This is a genomic window from Thioalkalivibrio sp. AKL17 (assembly GCF_000377885.1).
GTDB classification, from domain to species: domain Bacteria; phylum Pseudomonadota; class Gammaproteobacteria; order Ectothiorhodospirales; family Ectothiorhodospiraceae; genus Thioalkalivibrio; species Thioalkalivibrio halophilus.
This window is the reverse complement of the sequence record NZ_KB898767.1, coordinates 205,002-222,089: the sequence shown is the minus strand read 5'-3', so window position 1 is coordinate 222,089 and position 17,088 is coordinate 205,002. Positions and strand designations below refer to the sequence as shown.

The window sequence follows — 17,088 nt, the reverse complement described above, 5'->3', positions numbered from 1 at the left end:
TAAGCATGAAGCGCGCCAGCATGGTCACGGGGGGGCGCCGGGGCGCTTCGTCCGGGGGCATTGCGCGGGCATGCGCCGATAAGGTGCAGTCATTGCCCCATTATAGGGCATTCCGTGCATTATTGTGGTGCGACGTTCGCGGGCGGTTCAGAAATCCACCAGTTCCACGGGCACCGGGACGTCCTCGATCGAATATTCGTCTTCTTCGTCGGCCTCTTCGTCCGCGGCCGCGTCTTCCTCCGGATCGTCGTCCGTCGGGTCTTCTCCCGGCCGCCGGATCGGACGTTCGAGGATCTCGCGGGCATTCTCCAGGGGGACGGCGCCCATCGGCTCCTGAACCTCGATGCGTTCGCTGCGCCCGTCGCCCGGCGCCTCGTCGGAGAAATGCACCACACCGTCTTCATCCACCCAGCGGTGGACCTCGGTGGAGGCCAGAACGCCGATGCCCGGCGCCCCGGCGATGGCCAGGGCCAAAAGCCCCGCGAGGGAGGCCCGCGGGGTCATCAGGCGGCGGGCCTTACCCATACCGACTGCACCCGGGTGCCGGCGTCCTGCAGGCCGGCCAGGCGCGGATCGGGGCCCGCGGGTGCGCGGCCGGCCTCGATGCGTTCCAGCCAGTCGTCGAGCGCGGCCATGCGCAGCAGGGTCGGGGCGGCGCCGCGTTCGATCGCGCTCAGCGGGCGCTCCTGGTGATAGCCGCCCAGCAGGGCCCGGTAACGTTCGCGGTCCAGTTCGCCCGCCTCGTTCACGCTCACCGCAAGTGCGATGCGCGCCAGCTGCCAGAACGCCGGCACGGGGGCCGGCGGGATCGTCAGATCCGCCAGTCCGGTGTGCTCGCCGTGCCGCCTGACCGAGTGCCAGAAGCTGCCGGCCACCGGCAGGTCCTCGAACCGGTACAGCCCCTGATGATGCAGCTCCCGGTTCAGTTGTTCGCGCGCCTGTTCGTCCAGGGTTGAGCTCAGGTCTTCGGTGCGTTCGCGCAGCTGCTGCTGCAGCACGCCGCGGCGCCAGACGCCGTCCTGCGGCAGGGCCTCCGCCGGATGCCAGGCCTGCCAGCGGGCCGCGAGGCGGCCCAGCGCCTCCGGCGTGCCGGGACCACTGGCGATCGCCCCGGGCTCCGCGGCGTTGCCGCGCTCCAGGGTCCAGTGCGCGCGATCCCCGTCAAGCTGCGGGGCATCGCCATCGGCCGGCAGCCCCAGCGGAGCGCCGGCCGCCCGGGCAGCGGCAAAGGCTGCTTCCAGCGCCGCGGCACCCGCGGCCGGCAGTTCCACGGTCGACTGCGTGCTTACCATTCCAGGATCCTCCAGCGGGGCGGGGTGAAATCGGGGGAAAGGTCGTCACGGCGCCGCAGGTCGCCTTCCCCGGTGACATCCACCAGGTAGTAGGTGGGTCCGGCGGCGGGGTTGACCTCAACGATCACCAGGTCGCCGTCCACGCGGTATTCGCGCCGGGTCTCGCCGTCGCGCTCCATGATGATGACGTCGGCTTCCTCCAGCTCCTGCAGCTGGCGGGCGCGCTCGTCCAGTACCGGAGGCGGGGCGGCCTCGTCGGGCATGTCGGGCGGTGGCGGGGCGTCCTCGAAGTCCTGGGCCGCCAGCGGCCCGGCGGCGAGAAAAAGGCCCAGCAGGGCAGCGGCCAGCGCCGTGGCGCGGGTGCTCGTCATCATCAGAGCTCCATCAGTCGTTGTTTCTCTTCCGCCGAGGGCTCGAAGCTGCGGGCCTCGTAGTACTCGAAGATCACGTCCACGACCTCCTCGGGGGTGTCCACCACCGAGTATAGATTGAGGTCCTCGGCATCGATGGTGCCATGGGTGACCAGCGCGTCCTCGAACCACTGCAGCAGGCCTTCCCAGAACTTGCTGCCCACCAGCACCACCGGGATGCGGCGGGTCTTGCCGGTCTGCACCAGGGTCAGGATCTCGGCCAGCTCGTCCAGCGTGCCGAAGCCGCCCGGCAGCACCACGTAGGCGGAGGCGTACTTGACGAACATCACCTTGCGCGAAAAGAAGTGCCGGAACCCCAGCCCGATGTCCTGGTACGGGTTGGCGTGCTGTTCGTGCGGCAGCTGGATGTTGAGCCCGATGCTGGGCGAGTGACCGGCAAACGCCCCCTTGTTGGCCGCCTCCATGATGCCCGGCCCGCCGCCACTGACGACCGCGAAACCCGCGTCCGACAGCTGGCGCGAGATCTGCTCCGCGAGCAGATAATCCGGGTGGTCCGACGGGATGCGTGCCGACCCGAACACGCTGACCGAGGGCTTGATGTGCGCCAGGCGTTCGAAGCCCTCCACGAACTCCGCCATGATCTGGAAGATCTTCCAGCTCTCGCGGGTCAGCGAGGAATCGTCGATGGGCCGCAGCCCGGGGTGTTCCGCTCGATCTTGATCGTTCATCGGGGCGCATTCTTTGCACTCTGGGGCGCCTAGACTAACCGTGGCCCGACGGGCGTACAAATCGCGCCGGCGTTGCTCGGGCCGGGCCCCGCAGCCTGCTAGAATGCTTCCCTCGCAAGCCCAGCCGGATCCGCATGATGTCGCAAGCCCCGCTCGTCCTGGTCGACGGTTCCTCCTACCTGTTCCGGGCCTACCACGCCCTGCCCCCGCTGACCGCCCCCGACGGCCACCCCACCGGGGCGCTCTACGGCGTGGCCAACATGCTGCGCAAGCTGCGCGCGGACTATGCCCCCGAGCGCATGGGGGTGGTGTTCGACGCGAAGGGGCCCACCTTCCGCGACGAGATCTACCCTGAATACAAGGCCACCCGGCCGCCGATGCCGGAGGAGCTGGCGGCGCAGATCGAGCCGCTGCACGAGCTGGTGCAGCTGATGGGCTTCCCGCTGCTGTGCGTGGAAGGGGTGGAGGCGGATGACGTGATCGCCACCCTGGCCGACCGTGCCGCGGCCTCCGGGCAGGAGGTGGTCATCTCCACCGGCGACAAGGACCTGGCGCAGCTGGTGGATGGCCACGTGACCCTGGTCAACACCATGAGCGGGACGGTGCTGGATCACGCCGGGGTGCGCGAGAAGTTCGGTGTGGAGCCGGGGCAGATCGTCGACTACCTCGCGCTGATGGGCGACAGCGTGGACAACATCCCGGGGGTCGAGAAGGTCGGGCCCAAGACCGCGGCCAAATGGATCGCGAAGTACGGCGACCTCGACACCATCCTCGAGCGGGCCGACGAGATCGGCGGCAAGATCGGCGAGAATCTGCGCGCCGCGGCCGATCGCCTGCCGACCTCGCGCGAGCTGATCACCGTGCGCCGGGATGTCGATCTCCCGCTGGGCCCCGACGACCTCGAGCTGCGCGAGCCCGATTCGCAGCAGCTGCTGGAGCGGGTGCGCCACCACGGGTTCTCCCGCTGGCGGGCGGAGCTTGAAGGCGGCGACGCCGGCGACGCTGCCTCCGGTAACGGCGGTGATGCCGATCCGGGGCCGGCGGCGCAATATCACACCGTGCGGGACGAGGCGGCATTCACGGAGTTGCTGGAACGCCTGCAGGGCGCCGCGCGGGTCGCGTTTGACACCGAGACCAGCAGCCTGGAGGCAATGCGGGCCGAGCTGATCGGCATGTCCTTCGCGTTCGAGGCGGGTACCGCGTACTACCTGCCGCTGGCCCACAGCGGTCCGGATGCCGATCCGCAGCTCCCGCGCGAGGCGACCCTGGAGCGCCTGCGGCCGTGGCTGGAATCGGCCGAACACGGCAAGCTCGGCCACAACCTCAAGTACGACCGCAACGTGCTGGGCAACCATGGCATCGTGCTGCGCGGCATCGTCGATGACACCATGCTGCAGTCGTTCTGCCTCGACGCCGGCGCCAACCGGCACGACCTGGATTCCCTGGCCGAGCGCCATCTGGATCACCGCACCACGAAATACGAAGACGTGGCCGGCAAGGGGGCGAAACAGATCCCGTTCGCCGAGGTGGACGTCGGCATCGCCACCGATTATGCCGGCGAGGACGCGGACATCTGCCTGCGTCTGGACGCCCTGTTCCGGCCGCGCCTGAACGAGGCCGAGGGCCCGGCCTTCGTCTACCGCGAGATCGAGATGCCGCTGGTGCCGGTGCTCGCGGACATCGAGCGCGCCGGCGTGAAGGTCGACCCGGACCTGCTCGGCGAGCAGAGCCAGGAGCTGCTGAGCGAGATGGAGCGCATCGAGCGCGAGGCCTTCGACGAGGCCGGTACCGAGTTCAATCTCGGCTCGCCCAAGCAGATTCAGGAGATCCTGTTCGAGCGCCTGGGCCTGCCGGTGCTGCGGCGCACGCCCAAGGGCCAGCCCTCCACCGCCGAGGACGTGCTGGAGCAGATGGCGGACGACTACGCCCTGCCGCGGCTGATCCTTGAGCACCGCGGCCTGTCCAAGCTGCGCAGTACCTATACCGAGACCCTGCCGCGGCGTATCCACCCGGAGACCGGGCGGGTGCATACCTCGTATCACCAGGCCGGCGCCGCGACCGGGCGCCTGTCGTCCTCCGAGCCCAACCTGCAGAACATTCCGGTGCGCACCGAGGCCGGTCGGCGCATCCGCCGGGCGTTCATTGCCGAGCCGGGGTACCGCCTGCTGGCGGCCGACTATTCGCAGATCGAGCTGCGGATCATGGCCCACCTGTCGCAGGACGCCGGGTTGCTGCAGGCCTTCGCCGACGGGCTGGACATCCATCGCGCTACCGCGGCCGAGGTCTTTGGCGCTGATCCGGAGGCAGTCAGCAGCGAGCAGCGGCGCGCGGCCAAGGCTATCAACTTCGGCCTGATCTACGGCATGTCGGCCTGGGGGCTGGCGCGCAACCTGGGGATCGAGCAGGCCGAGGCGCGGGAGTACATCGACCGCTATTTCCACCGCTACCCCGGCGTGCACGACTACATGGAGCGGGCGCGCGAACGCGGGCGCGAGCAGGGCTACGTGGAAACCCTGTTCGGGCGCCGGCTGTACCTGCCCGAGATCAACAGCCGCAACGGGGCCCGCCGGCAGCAGGCCGAACGGGTGGCGATCAATGCCCCGATGCAGGGCACCGCGGCCGACATCATCAAGCGTGCGATGGTGCGCATGGCGCAGGACCTGGACGGCAACGGGCTCGATGCCCGCATGATCATGCAGGTGCACGACGAACTGGTGTTCGAGGTTGCCGACGATGCAGTGGAGGCCCTGGGCGAACGGGCCCGCGCCGCGATGGGCGGGGCGGCCGAGCTGGATGTCGAGCTACTGGTGGACATCGGCGTCGGAGATAACTGGGACGATGCCCACTGAGGCCCCTGTCGGAGCCGGAGGCTGAGCATGGCGGATCTCGAATCACTGGCCCGCGGGTTCAACCGCGTGGCCCCGTGGCTGGTCGCGGGCCTGTTGCTGGCGGCCGGCTGGGTGGCGGCGGACCGCTACCTGGCCGGCGGTGGCGGCAGCGATGCTGTCGTGGTGGTGACCCCGGAGATCTGCGATCTCAATGAAGGGGCCTGTGCCGCACAACACCCCGAGGGTGGCCAGATGACCCTCGAGATCACCCCGCGCCCGGTCCCCATGCTGCGGGAGCTGGAGCTGCATCTGCACCATGTCGGGCACGACGGGCGCGATCCCGAGTGGGTCGAGCTGGATTTTGCCGGGGTGGAGATGTACATGGGCTTCCAGCGCCCGCGCCTGGAACGCGTGGGCCCGGGTGAATACGCTGGCACCACCACCCTGCCGATCTGCACCACCGAGGCGATGACCTGGGCGGCGACGGTACTTCCGGAAGGCGATGGTGACGCCGCGCGGGTACAGTATCGCTTCGTCACCGCCCGCGATCACTGACGTACTGGCTTCCACCGAGGATTGCGCGCGATGTCCCGACTTCCCCTGACCACCCTCCTGTGGGCCCTGGCCGCCGTCGCCGCGGGCGCGCTGCTGCTGTATGTGTGGCTGGTGCCCGGGCAGCCCCCCGCGGGCGAGGCCGCCACTCACGAAGACATCCCGGTGGCCGACCGGGTGACCGGCGGCCCGTTCCAGCTGCCGGTCTCCACCGAGGGGGAGGCCTTCGATCTGCGCGATCTGGAGGGACAGTATGTGTGGCTCTATTTCGGCTACACCTCCTGCCCGGATGCCTGCCCGGTCAGTCTCGGATGGATCCGGATGGCGCTGGAGCAGCTCCCCGAGTCGCTGGAGGACCGCGTCAGCGCGGTGTTCGTCAGCGTGGATCCCGAGCGTGACGACCGCGAGCACCTGGCGGAGTACACCGACCATTTCCATCCCCGGATCCAGGCGGCCACTGGCCCGCACGACGCGCTGGAGCCGGCGGTGGAGCAGTACGGGGTGTTCTACGAGAAGACCGACAGCCAGTCCGCGATGGGCTACGTGATCGATCACAGCTCGTCCACCTACCTGGTGGGGCCGGAGGGCGATCTGCTGGAAATCCATCCGCACGGGACTTCGGCGGATGAACTGGTGGCGACCCTGCAGGCCCGCGCGGAACGCGAGTGAGCCCCGCGGTTTCGCACGGCTTCGCGGGTTGTGACGAGTTTCCGTCCGGAACAGGAACGGCCGGGAACTTCACTGCCGGTGATGCGTCATAAAAGGTGAGCGCCATGGCCCGGCGCTCCCCGCTTCTCTCCCTGAGCGGGAAGACCTCGCCTCCCCCTGTCGAGGTCGCTGGTGCCCCGATCCTCCTCCCCGGGATCGGGGCACTTTTTTATGGGCCCTGTTCGGCCCCTCCGTCCCCGTCTTCCCCGGCGGTTTCTTCCTCCAGCCACTCCGCAAGGAGCCCGCGCAGGTCGTCGACGCCCTGGTTCTTCAGCGCGGAGAAGGTCTGCAGCGAAGCCTCGATGCCGGCCTCTTCCAGACGTGCGTGGGTGGCGTGCAGCTGGCGTTCGGCTTCCTGTCGCGAGATCTTGTCGGCCTTGGTCAGTACGCAGTGCAGCCGTCGGTTCGCGCCGGTCCATTCGAGCATCTGCCAGTCCAGGTCGGTCAGCGGGCGGCGGATGTCCATGATCAGCACCAGCCCCGCCAGGCACTGGCGCCGGCGCAGATACCCGCCCAGCAGCCGGTCCCAGTGTTCGCGCTGTTTCGCGGAGACCTTCGCGTAGCCGTAGCCGGGCAGGTCGATCAGGCGCCATTCCTCCGCCGGCGGCAGGGTGAAGATGTTGATTTCCTGGGTGCGGCCCGGCGTGCGTCCGACCCGGGCCAGGGCCTTGCGCCCGCACAGGCCGTTGAGGGCGCTGGACTTGCCGGCGTTGGAGCGCCCGGCGAAGGCGATCTCGATCCCCTGGTCCGCGGGGAGCTGGTCGAGGCGGGAGACACCCCGGGAAAAGGCGGTTTCACGAAAACGAGGTTGCATGATCGAAATCATCCTGAGCTGAGCGGGACAGTGGGAAACTTTTGTGGGTTCCCTGGCGTTGTGCTATAAACTGCGCCCCAGATTTTGATCGCCCTTCTACACGGGGCACAAGGAACGGGTCGAGGCCCGGCACGCATATACAAGCAGGAGATTCTCCACCATGAACCACAAGCTTTCCGCTCTCTTTGCTGCCCTGTCCGTCTCCCTGATGCTCCCGCTTTCGGCGGCCCAGGCGGGCGATCCCCAGCGCGGTCAGGAACTCTCGCAGTCCTGCGCCGCCTGCCACCAGGCCGACGGCAACAGCACCAATCCCGAGTGGCCCAAGCTGGCCGGGCAGCACCCGAAGTACACGGCCAAGCAGCTGCGCGACTTCCAGGAAGGCGAACTCCGCCACGATAACCTGATGGCCGGAGAGGTCGCCGACCTCAGCGAGCAGGACATGAAGGACCTGGCGGCCTATTACGCCGAGCAGAGCATCACCACCGAGACCGCCGACGAGGACGTGGTCGCCCGCGGCGAGCAGATCTATCGCGGTGGCATCCCGTCGGAAGGCGTGGCCGCCTGCATCGCCTGCCACGGCGCCCAGGGCCAGGGCAATCCGGAGGCCATGTTCCCCAAGGTCGCCGGTCAGCACGCGACCTACAGCCTGGACCAGCTCCAGCAGTTCCGTGACGGCGAACGTCGCAACGACAACGGCCAGATGATGCGCGGCATCGTCGGCAACATGTCGGATGAAGACATGGAAGCCGTGGCCCAGTACATGGCCGGCCTGCAGCCGAACTGAGCACGGTACGTACGGCCCGGGTGCGCCGGGTCCGTCCGGATCACGAGGGGGCGGCTTTGGCCGCCCCCTCGTCGTTTCGGGGCCCGGAGAATGCCGGGGGAACCCGGACACCGGAATGAAGTCGGAAGGCGGGGCGTCTGTTCCCGCGCCCTCCACGCAGCGCCGGAACCCAGCGTCCGTGCGGAATGTCGTGGAAATTGAATTTCCGACCGCGTCCCGACACATTCGGGGCGATTAACGCAGGTTTGAACATGGCAGAATCCCATCAGCCCTCAGGGGCCTCCGAACGCAGCAACCGGACGGGCTCCGAGTCCTCGTCTCGCCGTCAGGCCCGGACCCCGCGCCGCAGCCGGATCATCGTCGAATTCCTGGGGTCGATGAACCTCGCGATCACCCTGCTGGTGGCCCTGGCCATCGCCTCGGTGATCGGCACCGTGCTGGTGCAGAACGAGCCGTACACCGAATACCTGATCCAGTTCGGACCCTTCTGGCACGAGATCTTCGCCGGGATGGGGCTCTACCAGGTCTATTCGGCGACCTGGTTCCTGCTGGTGGTGACCTTCCTGGTGGTTTCGACTGCCTTCTGTGTCTACCGCCAGACGCCGGGCATCCTCAAGGACCTGCGCCGCTACAACCTGCAGGTGAAGGAAAAGTCCCTGCGTTCCTTCCCGGCCAGCTCCACCGGGGATCTGGGGCAGTCGCAGGAGGATTTCCTCGCCCATGCCCGCCGGGTGCTGAAGGCCCAGGGTTTCCGGGCGCGCGAAAAGACGCGAGACGGCGAGACGGTGGTCGCCGCGATGAAGGGGCGCTGGAACCGCCTCGGCTACATGCTGACGCACGTGGGGATCGTGGTGATCTGCGTGGGCGCGCTGCTCGACGGCCAGTTCCTGCTCAAGGTCAACGAGTGGATGGGCAACGTCGAGATCGAGACCCGCTCCATCCCCGAATCGCAGGTGCCCGAGATCTCGCGCGTCCCGGTGAGCAACCCGTCGTTCCGCGGCAGCGTGGAGATCCCCGAAGGGGCCTCGGCCAACGTGGTCTTCCTGCCGGTGCGCGAGGGGTATCTGGTGCAGGATCTGCCGTTCCGGGTCGAGCTGGAGGAGTTCCGGATCCAGCGCTTCTCCACCGGCGCGGAACAGTCCTACGAGAGCGATCTGGTCATCCATGATCCGGAACGCGACGAACCCTACCGCGCCACCATCAGCGTCAACGACCCGCTGATCTACGATGGCTATGCGATCTACCAGTCCAGTTTTGCCGACGGCGGTACGCGTCTCGAAATGGAGGCGATCCCGCTCGGCGCAGGCGCCCTGCGCGGGGTGGATTTCCCGGGCCGGATCTTTGACGAGATGGATATTCCGGCCCCGGGAGGGGAGGAGCTGACGATCGAGTTCATCGACTTTTCCCTGGTGAACACCCAGCGCCTGCTCAACGAGGAGGGCGAGGAAGAAAACGTGTTCCTCGGTCCGCGCGTGGATTTCCGCCTGGTGGACCGCACCGGCGCGGGGCTTTATTACCGCAACTACCAGAATCCGATCCCGCAGGAAGGGGCGAAATATTTCCTCAGCGGTGTCCGCGAGAGTCCGGCCGAGGAATTTTCCTACCTGTTCATCCCGGCGGACGCGGATGACTCCCTGGATCGTTTCCGCACGTATCTGACCATGCTTCACGATGACGAGGTCCGCATGGCCGTCGCGCAGCAGGCCGCGCGGGGTTCGGAGGACATGATGGGCGGAGAAGAAGGGCGCCAGGCGATCGCGCGCACCGTCAGCATGCTCATGCAGACCTTCGCCGAAGGCGGTTACCCCGCGGTGGATGCCGAGATCGAGCAGCGGATCCCCGAAGGCCAGCGCGAGCAGCTCGGCGGCCTGCTGTTCCAGGTCCTGAACTCCGGGCTCCAGGGCCTGTACATGGAGGTCCTGGAGGAAGAAGGCGTGGTGGCGATCACCGAGGAGGAACAGCGCTGGCTGGAAGACGCCGTCTCGGCGATCAATGCCCTCAACTTCTACGGTTCGCCCTATTTCTTCCGCCTGGATGACTTCGACCATCGCGAGGCCTCGGGCCTGCAGATCGCGAAGGCGCCGGGCGAAAGCACGGTGTACACCGGCAGCCTGATGCTGATCATCGGGATCTTCCTGATGTTCTACGTGTCCTATCAGCGTCTGTGGATCGTGGCCCGTCCGAACGCGGACGGCAGCGGCACCCACGTGGTGATGGCGGGCACCAGCAACCGCCACCGGGTGGAATTCGAGAAGCGCTTCGCGCATCTTAAACGGTGGATCATCGAGCAGAAGAACGTTGGCGACGATGAATCGCCGGATTCTGCAACCAACAAGAACGACTAAGTCGCACGCAGTCGGAGGAGAGCGCCCCATGTCTGTACCCCACGAGGCCCTGGATTTCGAACGGCCCGGATTCTTCCGGCAGCTGCTTCTGCGGGACTGGGCCTACATGGCCCTGGTCCTGGCGGTGGCGGTCACGGCCTATGCCATGTACGGCCACATGATGGACCGCTACGACACCGGGGGCCTGATCCTCGCGGCCGGCATGAGCGCCTGGCTGGGCTGGTTCTGGCGACCCTGGCAGCTGTTCTCCGTGATTGTCGCGGTGCTTTCGCTGTTCGGGGTCTGGTTGTACGGGGATGACCTGGCGCGCGGCGAGAGCGTGTTCTGGCTCAACTACATCGGATCCGGCCAGGCCGGGGTGATGTGGATGAGCGTGATGGTCTACCTGTCCACCGTGGCCTACGTGGTTGGGCTGTTCTCGCGCTCCGACTTCCCGTACAAGGCCGGTGCCGCGTTCGCCTGGATCGCGGCGGGCGCGGGCCTGATGGCCCTGATGGTGCGCTGGCGCGAGATCTATCTGCACGATCCGAGCTGGGGTTACATCCCGGTCGCCAACCTTTACGAGGTGTTCGTGCTGATGGTCGCCATGATCGCGCTGATGTACCTGTACTACGAACAGCGCACGGGTCAGCGCGGCATGGGCGCCTTCGTGATGCTGGTGGTCGCGGCCTCCACCACCTTCCTGCTGTGGTACATGTTCGATCGTGACGCCCACATGGTCGAACCGCTGGTTCCGGCGCTGGACAGCTGGTGGATGAAGATCCACGTGCCGACCAACTTCGTCGGTTACGGCGGATTCGCGATCGCGGCGATGCTGGGCGTGGCCTATCTGGTGCGCCACCGCATGGAACGCACCCGTCCGGACTCCCGTGTGCTGGCCCGCATCCCGAGCAAGGATGCGCTGGACGGGGTAATGTACAAGGCGATCGCCATCGGCTTCGCGTTCTTCACCATCGCCACCGTGCTGGGCGCCATGTGGGCGGCCGAGGCCTGGGGCGGCTACTGGACCTGGGACCCGAAAGAGACCTGGAGCCTGATCCTTTGGCTGACCTACGCGGCCTGGCTGCACATGCGCTTCACCAAGGGCTGGCGCGGTCCGGGCATGGCCTGGTGGGCGATCATCGGTCTGTTCGTGACCACCTTCACCTTCCTGGGCGTGAACATGTTCCTGTCCGGTCTTCATTCCTACGGAGAACTGTGATGAAGCGACGTCAGTTTCTCGGAACCCTGGCCGGTACGGGCGCCCTGCTGGCGTCCGGCCGCCTGCTGGCCGACTTCGCCGAGGGGCGCAACTTCATGCGCCTGGACTCGCCCGTCGATTACGGTCTCGAAGAAGGCCGCATCAAGGTGGTCGAGGCCTTCTGGTACGGCTGCCCGCACTGCTACTCGTTTGAGCCGCTGGTACAGGAGTGGAAAGCCGAACTGTCCGATGACATCGAATTCAAGTACATGCCGGCCCCGCTGAACGATGTCTGGGCCCTGCACGCGCGGGTCTACTACGCGGCGGAGCAACTGGGCATCGTGGATGCCATCCATCAGCCCTTCTACGACGCCATTCACGAACAGGGGCGCGAGATGCGCTCGGAGAGCGCGATCCTGCGGTTCGTCAACCAGATGGATCAGGATGCCGACGCCTTCCGCGAGGCGATGCGTTCGGAAGATGTGGCGCGCAAGGTCGGCCGTTCCGCCGAGCGCGTGCGCGAGTACCGTCTGGAAGGCGTGCCGTCGATGGTGGTCAACGGCGAATCCGTGGTTTCGGCCAGCATGACCACCAGTCACGAGCAGATGCTGGAGATCGTCGATCACCTGATCGCGGAGGCCCGGGGCTGAGCGCCCCGGCCCGACCCTCGAGGGAACGCATGTCCGATCCGTCGCCGACCACCGCACGGCGCCTGGTACAGTGTCTGGAGCAGGAAGGGGTCGAACGGGTCTTCGGCCTGCCCGGCGAGGAAAACATGGCGGTCCTCGATGCCCTCGAGGACTCACCGATCGAGTTCGTCACGACCCGCCACGAGCAGGGCGCGGCCTTCATGGCCGATGTCCACGGCCGCCTGTCCGGCCGGGCCGGGGTCTGCATGGCGACCCTGGGGCCGGGCGCGACCAACCTGATCACCGGCGTGGCGGATGCCAACATGGACCACGCGCCGCTGGTGGCCATCGCCGGCCAGGCCAGCACCCACCGGTTGCACAAGGAATCCCACCAGGTCCTGGACCTCAAGGGGCTGTTCGGTCCCGTGACCAAATACGCCTCCAGCGTGGTGGAGCCCGAGATCCTGCCCGAGGTCCTGCGCAAGGCCTTCAAGTGGGCCGAGGGCGGCAAGCCGGGGGCCAGTTTCATCGAGCTGCCGGAAAACGTGGCTTCCCAGCCCTGTCCGGTGGCCCCGCTTCCGGTCCATACCGGGGCACCGGCGGTGCCGGCCGAGGTGTCCCTGGCGGCTGCCGCCCGGCTGCTGGAGAATGCCCGCCATCCCCTGATCCTTGCCGGCAACGGCGTGATCCGTTCCGGGGCCAGCGAGGCCCTGGCGCACTTCGCGGGGACCCTGAACATCCCGGTGGCCAACACCTTCATGGCCAAGGGGGTGCTGCCGTTTCGCCACCCGCTGGCGCTGGGCAGCGTGGGCCTGCAGAGTCGCGACTATGTCCACTTCGGCTTCGACAAGGCCGACGTGGTCCTTTGTATCGGCTACGACCTGGTCGAATACCCGCCATCCCTGTGGCACCCGGAGGGCGACTGCACCCTGATCCACGTGGATGCCTCCCCGGCGGAGATCGACGGCCACTACGACATCCAGGCCGAGGTGATCGGCGATCTCGAAACCTGCCTGCATGATCTGGCCGAGCGGGTCACGCCACGCGAGGAGACCGTGCTGCGGCCCCTGCGGCAGTCGTTGATCGACGACATGAACGAGCACCGCGACGACACCGGGGTGCCGATGAAGCCGCAGAAGATCATCTGGGATCTCCGCACCGCCGCCGCCCTGGATGCCGTAGTGATCACCGACGTGGGCGCCCACAAGCTGTGGATGGCGCGCATGTTCCGCTGTGAGATGCCCAATACCTGTCTGATCTCCAACGGGTTCGCAAGCATGGGCATCGCCCTTCCGGGGGCCGTGGCTGCGGCCGCCCTGGATCCGGAGCGCCAGGTGGTGGCGGTCACCGGCGATGCGGGTTTCCTGATGAACCTGCAGGAGCTGGAGACCGCGGTGCGCCTGGGTCAGAGTTTCGTTGTGCTGGTGTGGAACGACAGCGCGTACGGCCTGATCGAGTGGAAACAGGTGCGGGAATACGGGCGCAAGGCCTCGGTGGATTTCGGCAACCCCGATTTCGTTGCCCTCGCCCGCTCGTTCGGGGCCGAAGGGGTGCGCATCGAGCCCGGCGACAGCCTGGAGCAGGCCCTGCGTTCCGCGCTGTCCCGGCCAGGCGTGACCGTCATCGACTGTCCGGTAGACTATTCCGAAAACCTGAAACTCACGGAACGCCTGGGGGATCTCGTCTGTCCCTTCTGACAGGAGTCCCGTGAGGGATGACGGGAAGGAAGGATGACACCATGACGGAGAACGGCTCGTCCGCCGTAACCGACGAACCCGCCCGCGGCCTGGTCTGGCAGCCGGAGGCTGCGGGCCAGCGACTGCGCCTGCTGAGTTTCAATGCCCAGGTGGGCATCCATTCCTCGCGTCTGCATCATTACGTCACCAACAGCTGGAAGCACGTGCTGCCCTACGGCGGGCGCATGACCAACCTGGAGCGCGTGGCCCGCTTCATCCGCGACTTCGACATCGTCGGCGTGCAGGAGCTGGATGGCGGCAGTCTGCGCTCGCGCTTCGTCGATCTGTCCAGCTGGCTGTCGGACCGCGCCGACTTTCCTCATGCCTATACGCGTATCAACCGGGATCTCGGTCAGATCGCCAAACATTCCCTGGCCCTGTTTTCACGCGTGGAACCGGTGCATGTGGAGATGCACAGCCTGCCCGGTCCACTGCCCGGGCGCGGCGCCGTGGAGGCCCGGTACGCAATGGGCAACGGTGAAGAACTGGTGCTGTTCCTGGTACACCTGGCCCTCAGCCGGCGCGCCCGTCGCCAGCAGCTCGACTACGTGGCGGAACGGATCGCGGACCAGCGCCACGCGGTGGTCATGGGGGACCTCAACTGTCAGCAGGACAGCCCGGAGATCCGCCGACTGGTGGCGCGCACCGGGCTGATGGAGCCGATGGCCTGTCAGGCCACCTATCCCGCCTGGGATCCGCAGCGGGTGTTCGACCACATCCTTCTGACCCCCGATCTGCATGTCTCCGACATGCGGGTCTACAATGTCGCGCTGTCGGATCATCTGCCCGTGGGTGTCGAGATCCGGCTCCCCGCCGCGGAACGCCTGGAAGCGCCAGCGGCCCCGGCCTGAGGTGCCCTGCGCCGCAATCCGGACACACGGCGGTGGCGTTCGGCCGTTCCATCGGCTGTAATGGGCGCCCATAAGGGGGAGACCCATGGCCGACAATGACCTTCGCAAGACCGTCATCGAGCTCGAAACCTCGCTCCACGCCGAGCGCGAACGCATGCGTTCGCTCCGGCGCGTGGCCCTGCGCGCCCTGGCCGTACTGTCGGCCCGCGAGCCCGACCTCGAGGGGGCCGTTCATGACCTGACGCGGACCATCGAGGAGGACCCGGACGATACCCAGTGTCTGGATCGCATGAGTGCGCGCCTGGCGGATACCATCCGCCAGCATGATCAGCGCGATGCGATGGAAGGCGGTCTTCTGACCGCGCTGCAGTCCGGACTGGAGGGGTTCCCCTTCCTCGCCGACGATCTCGCGAAGGTCCGGCAGGCCGCGGACCGGGGGGATGCGGATCTCGTGCGGCGAAGCCTCACGCGGGTCTTCTCGGCGCTGGAAGAGAATTGCGGCCAGGCGCTGGCGGAGCGCGAACAGCTGACCGAGGTGATGGGCGAGATCCGCACGCGGCTGGATGACGTCGACTCGGCCCTGTCCGCCGACCACGATCACTCCGAACGTACGCGCGCGTCCATCCGCGAACTCCACAACAACATCTCCGGGGATGTGAGCAGCATCAAGGGGCGCGTGATCGACATCACCAATATCGACACCATGCGACGCGAAGTGGTGCAGGGGCTCGATCGGGTCGCCGACCGGGTCAAGGATTTCCGTGACACCCGCGAGGCGGAGTTGCTGTCCGCCCTGGAGCGTAACCGCGCCCTGCGCACGCGCGCCCAGGAGCTGGAACGCCAGGTCGCCGGGCTGCGGGACAGTCTGTCCGAGGCTCGGGACGAGGCCAACCGTGACAAGCTGACCGGGCTTCTCAACCGGCACGCCTTCGACCAGCGCATGGCCGGATTCCCCGCCGACGGGGGACCGGCGTCCGTGATCGTCTGGGACATCGACCATTTCAAGCACGTCAACGACGAATACGGGCACACCTCCGGTGACCGCATCCTCAAGGCCGTCGCCGAGGTGCTGGTCGAAGGCGTCAGCGAGCCCGACTTCGTCGCCCGATATGGCGGCGAGGAATTCGTGATGGTCGTCCACCAGCCGCTCGACATCGCCCGGGACCTCGCCGACCGCCTGCGCCAGGAGGTAGCATCGATCGCGGTGAGGGCCGGCAAGAAGCGTCTGAACGTCACCATCTCCGGCGGTATCACCGAGATGCGACCGGATGCGCCGGAGGGGGCCGCCTTCGAACTGGCGGACAAAGCGCTGCTGGCCGCGAAACGCCAGGGGCGCGACCGCATTGTCGCGGTCGCGCCCGCGTAACGGGAGGGTTCCAGAATGCCGGATGCACCCGACGTGATCTTTGGCGAAGTCCTGTTCGACCGGTTTCCGGATGGCCCTGAAGTCCTGGGCGGAGCCCCGTTCAACGTCGCCTGGAACCTGCACCAGCTGGGGGAACCCGTGCTGTTCGTCGGTGGTGTGGGAAACGACACCGCCGGGGCGCGCGTGCGCGAGGCCATGCGCGAGGTCGGCCTGGCGGAAGACGCACTGTATACGCATCCGCAGGCCCCCACCGGCGCCGTGCAGGTGACGGTGGAGGACAGCGAGCCCGCCTATCACATCCTGCCCGACCAGGCCTATGACGACCTGCCCGCCACGGTTGACCCCGCGGTGCCCGCCCGCATCCCGCTGCTTTATCACGGTACGCTGGCCCTGCGCAGCGGCAACCGCGAGCTGCTGGCGGCCCTGCGCCGGCGCTGCGAACGCCGCTTCGTCGACGCCAACCTGCGCGAGCCCTGGTACGACCCGCAGGACGTGCGCGACCTGCTCCGGGGTGCCGATGTGGTCAAGCTGAACGCCGACGAGCTGGCCACGCTGTTCCCGGACACCCCGGTGGCGGAGCGCGCCGAACGCTGCCTCCAGGCCTGCGACATCCAGTCCGCGCTGATCGTCACCCTGGGCGCCGACGGCGCCGAGATCCATCCGCGCGCCGGCCAGCCCGTGCGCGCCCGCGCCCCGGCGGTAGAGGGCATGCAGGACGCGGTAGGTGCCGGCGACGCCTTCGCCAGCGTCGCCATCCTGGGCCTGCGCCGCGGCTGGGGCTGGGAAGGCACCCTGCACCGTGCCCTCGAATTCGCCGCCCGCGTGTGCACCCTGCAGGGTGCGACCACCACCGACCCCGGGTTCTACCGCAGTGCGGTGGCGGCCTGGACTTAGCCCATGGCCG

Annotated in this window: 16 protein-coding genes; 11 read left to right on the top strand and 5 right to left on the bottom strand. The window is 67.5% G+C overall.

Annotated elements, in window-relative coordinates:
* Positions 1-147: 147 nt before the first annotated feature.
* The 4 genes from D577_RS0109360 to D577_RS0109345 are packed head-to-tail and all read right to left on the bottom strand — an operon-like array spanning position 148 to position 2,391.
* Positions 148-525 (bottom strand): DUF4124 domain-containing protein, encoded by a 378-nt coding sequence (locus D577_RS0109360; RefSeq protein ID WP_018947227.1) that lies wholly within the window; start codon positions 523-525, stop codon positions 148-150.
* Positions 504-1,292, bottom strand: a complete 789-nt coding sequence (locus D577_RS0109355; RefSeq protein ID WP_018947226.1) for a hypothetical protein — start codon at positions 1,290-1,292, stop codon at positions 504-506. The genes D577_RS0109360 and D577_RS0109355 overlap by 22 nt, the downstream gene beginning before the upstream one ends.
* Entirely contained in the window at positions 1,286-1,666 is a 381-nt protein-coding gene (locus D577_RS0109350) for a DUF2782 domain-containing protein (protein WP_018947225.1), read from the bottom strand. Before D577_RS0109350 ends, D577_RS0109355 begins: the two co-directional genes overlap by 7 nt.
* Entirely contained in the window at positions 1,666-2,391 is a 726-nt protein-coding gene (locus tag D577_RS0109345; RefSeq protein ID WP_018947224.1) for a TIGR00730 family Rossman fold protein, read from the bottom strand. Before D577_RS0109345 ends, D577_RS0109350 begins: the two co-directional genes overlap by 1 nt.
* A gap of 137 nt (positions 2,392-2,528) precedes the next feature.
* Here D577_RS0109345 and polA point away from each other — a divergent pair, with 137 nt between their 5' ends.
* The 3 genes from polA to D577_RS0109330 are packed head-to-tail and all read left to right on the top strand — an operon-like array spanning position 2,529 to position 6,440.
* A complete protein-coding gene (polA, locus tag D577_RS0109340; protein ID WP_018947223.1) occupies positions 2,529-5,240 on the top strand; it encodes a DNA polymerase I in 2,712 nt (903 codons plus the stop codon).
* Between the two features lie 27 nt (positions 5,241-5,267).
* Positions 5,268-5,774: a hypothetical protein gene (locus D577_RS0109335; protein WP_018947222.1), complete on the top strand. Its 507-nt coding sequence runs from the start codon at positions 5,268-5,270 to the stop codon at positions 5,772-5,774.
* A gap of 30 nt (positions 5,775-5,804) precedes the next feature.
* Positions 5,805-6,440, top strand: coding sequence for an SCO family protein (locus D577_RS0109330; RefSeq protein WP_018947221.1), 636 nt, complete (start codon positions 5,805-5,807; stop codon positions 6,438-6,440).
* A 208-nt stretch (positions 6,441-6,648) separates the two neighbouring features.
* Here the strand turns inward: D577_RS0109330 and yihA are convergent, their stop codons facing one another.
* Positions 6,649-7,293: a ribosome biogenesis GTP-binding protein YihA/YsxC gene (yihA, locus tag D577_RS0109325; protein ID WP_018947220.1), complete on the bottom strand. Its 645-nt coding sequence runs from the start codon at positions 7,291-7,293 to the stop codon at positions 6,649-6,651.
* 160 nt (positions 7,294-7,453) lie between these two features.
* Here yihA and D577_RS0109320 point away from each other — a divergent pair, with 160 nt between their 5' ends.
* The 8 genes from D577_RS0109320 (at position 7,454) to D577_RS0109285 (ending at position 17,078) form a co-directional block, all read left to right on the top strand.
* Positions 7,454-8,077, top strand: a complete 624-nt coding sequence (locus D577_RS0109320) for a cytochrome c (protein WP_018947219.1) — start codon at positions 7,454-7,456, stop codon at positions 8,075-8,077.
* A gap of 251 nt (positions 8,078-8,328) precedes the next feature.
* Entirely contained in the window at positions 8,329-10,422 is a 2,094-nt protein-coding gene (locus D577_RS0109315) for a cytochrome c biogenesis protein ResB (protein ID WP_026288995.1), read from the top strand.
* A 28-nt stretch (positions 10,423-10,450) separates the two neighbouring features.
* Positions 10,451-11,623: a c-type cytochrome biogenesis protein CcsB gene (gene ccsB, locus D577_RS0109310; RefSeq protein ID WP_018947217.1), complete on the top strand. Its 1,173-nt coding sequence runs from the start codon at positions 10,451-10,453 to the stop codon at positions 11,621-11,623.
* Complete coding sequence (locus D577_RS0109305; protein ID WP_018947216.1) at positions 11,623-12,252, top strand: thiol:disulfide interchange protein DsbA/DsbL; 630 nt, start codon at positions 11,623-11,625, stop codon at positions 12,250-12,252. Before ccsB ends, D577_RS0109305 begins: the two co-directional genes overlap by 1 nt.
* Positions 12,253-12,281: 29 nt before the next feature.
* Positions 12,282-13,928: an acetolactate synthase large subunit gene (locus D577_RS0109300; protein ID WP_018947215.1), complete on the top strand. Its 1,647-nt coding sequence runs from the start codon at positions 12,282-12,284 to the stop codon at positions 13,926-13,928.
* A gap of 41 nt (positions 13,929-13,969) precedes the next feature.
* Positions 13,970-14,818, top strand: a complete 849-nt coding sequence (locus tag D577_RS0109295) for an endonuclease/exonuclease/phosphatase family protein (protein WP_018947214.1) — start codon at positions 13,970-13,972, stop codon at positions 14,816-14,818.
* An 85-nt stretch (positions 14,819-14,903) separates the two neighbouring features.
* A complete protein-coding gene (locus D577_RS0109290; RefSeq protein ID WP_018947213.1) occupies positions 14,904-16,184 on the top strand; it encodes a GGDEF domain-containing protein in 1,281 nt (426 codons plus the stop codon).
* 15 nt (positions 16,185-16,199) lie between these two features.
* On the top strand, positions 16,200-17,078 hold the full coding sequence (locus tag D577_RS0109285; protein WP_018947212.1) for a PfkB family carbohydrate kinase: 879 nt from the start codon (positions 16,200-16,202) through the stop codon (positions 17,076-17,078).
* Positions 17,079-17,088 lie beyond the last annotated feature (10 nt).

Excerpts from the sequence above, each read along its gene's own strand:
- D577_RS0109360 (WP_018947227.1), bottom strand. The coding sequence starts at position 525 with ATGGGTAAGGCCCGCCGCCTGATGACCCCGCGGGCCTCCCTCGCGGGG.
- D577_RS0109355 (WP_018947226.1), bottom strand. The coding sequence starts at position 1,292 with ATGGTAAGCACGCAGTCGACCGTGGAACTGCCGGCCGCGGGTGCCGCG.
- D577_RS0109350 (WP_018947225.1), bottom strand. The coding sequence starts at position 1,666 with ATGATGACGAGCACCCGCGCCACGGCGCTGGCCGCTGCCCTGCTGGGC.
- D577_RS0109345 (WP_018947224.1), bottom strand. The coding sequence starts at position 2,391 with ATGAACGATCAAGATCGAGCGGAACACCCCGGGCTGCGGCCCATCGAC.
- polA (WP_018947223.1), top strand. The coding sequence starts at position 2,529 with ATGTCGCAAGCCCCGCTCGTCCTGGTCGACGGTTCCTCCTACCTGTTC.
- D577_RS0109335 (WP_018947222.1), top strand. The coding sequence starts at position 5,268 with ATGGCGGATCTCGAATCACTGGCCCGCGGGTTCAACCGCGTGGCCCCG.
- D577_RS0109330 (WP_018947221.1), top strand. The coding sequence starts at position 5,805 with ATGTCCCGACTTCCCCTGACCACCCTCCTGTGGGCCCTGGCCGCCGTC.
- yihA (WP_018947220.1), bottom strand. The coding sequence starts at position 7,293 with ATGCAACCTCGTTTTCGTGAAACCGCCTTTTCCCGGGGTGTCTCCCGC.
- D577_RS0109320 (WP_018947219.1), top strand. The coding sequence starts at position 7,454 with ATGAACCACAAGCTTTCCGCTCTCTTTGCTGCCCTGTCCGTCTCCCTG.
- D577_RS0109315 (WP_026288995.1), top strand. The coding sequence starts at position 8,329 with ATGGCAGAATCCCATCAGCCCTCAGGGGCCTCCGAACGCAGCAACCGG.
- ccsB (WP_018947217.1), top strand. The coding sequence starts at position 10,451 with ATGTCTGTACCCCACGAGGCCCTGGATTTCGAACGGCCCGGATTCTTC.
- D577_RS0109305 (WP_018947216.1), top strand. The coding sequence starts at position 11,623 with ATGAAGCGACGTCAGTTTCTCGGAACCCTGGCCGGTACGGGCGCCCTG.
- D577_RS0109300 (WP_018947215.1), top strand. The coding sequence starts at position 12,282 with ATGTCCGATCCGTCGCCGACCACCGCACGGCGCCTGGTACAGTGTCTG.
- D577_RS0109295 (WP_018947214.1), top strand. The coding sequence starts at position 13,970 with ATGACGGAGAACGGCTCGTCCGCCGTAACCGACGAACCCGCCCGCGGC.
- D577_RS0109290 (WP_018947213.1), top strand. The coding sequence starts at position 14,904 with ATGGCCGACAATGACCTTCGCAAGACCGTCATCGAGCTCGAAACCTCG.
- D577_RS0109285 (WP_018947212.1), top strand. The coding sequence starts at position 16,200 with ATGCCGGATGCACCCGACGTGATCTTTGGCGAAGTCCTGTTCGACCGG.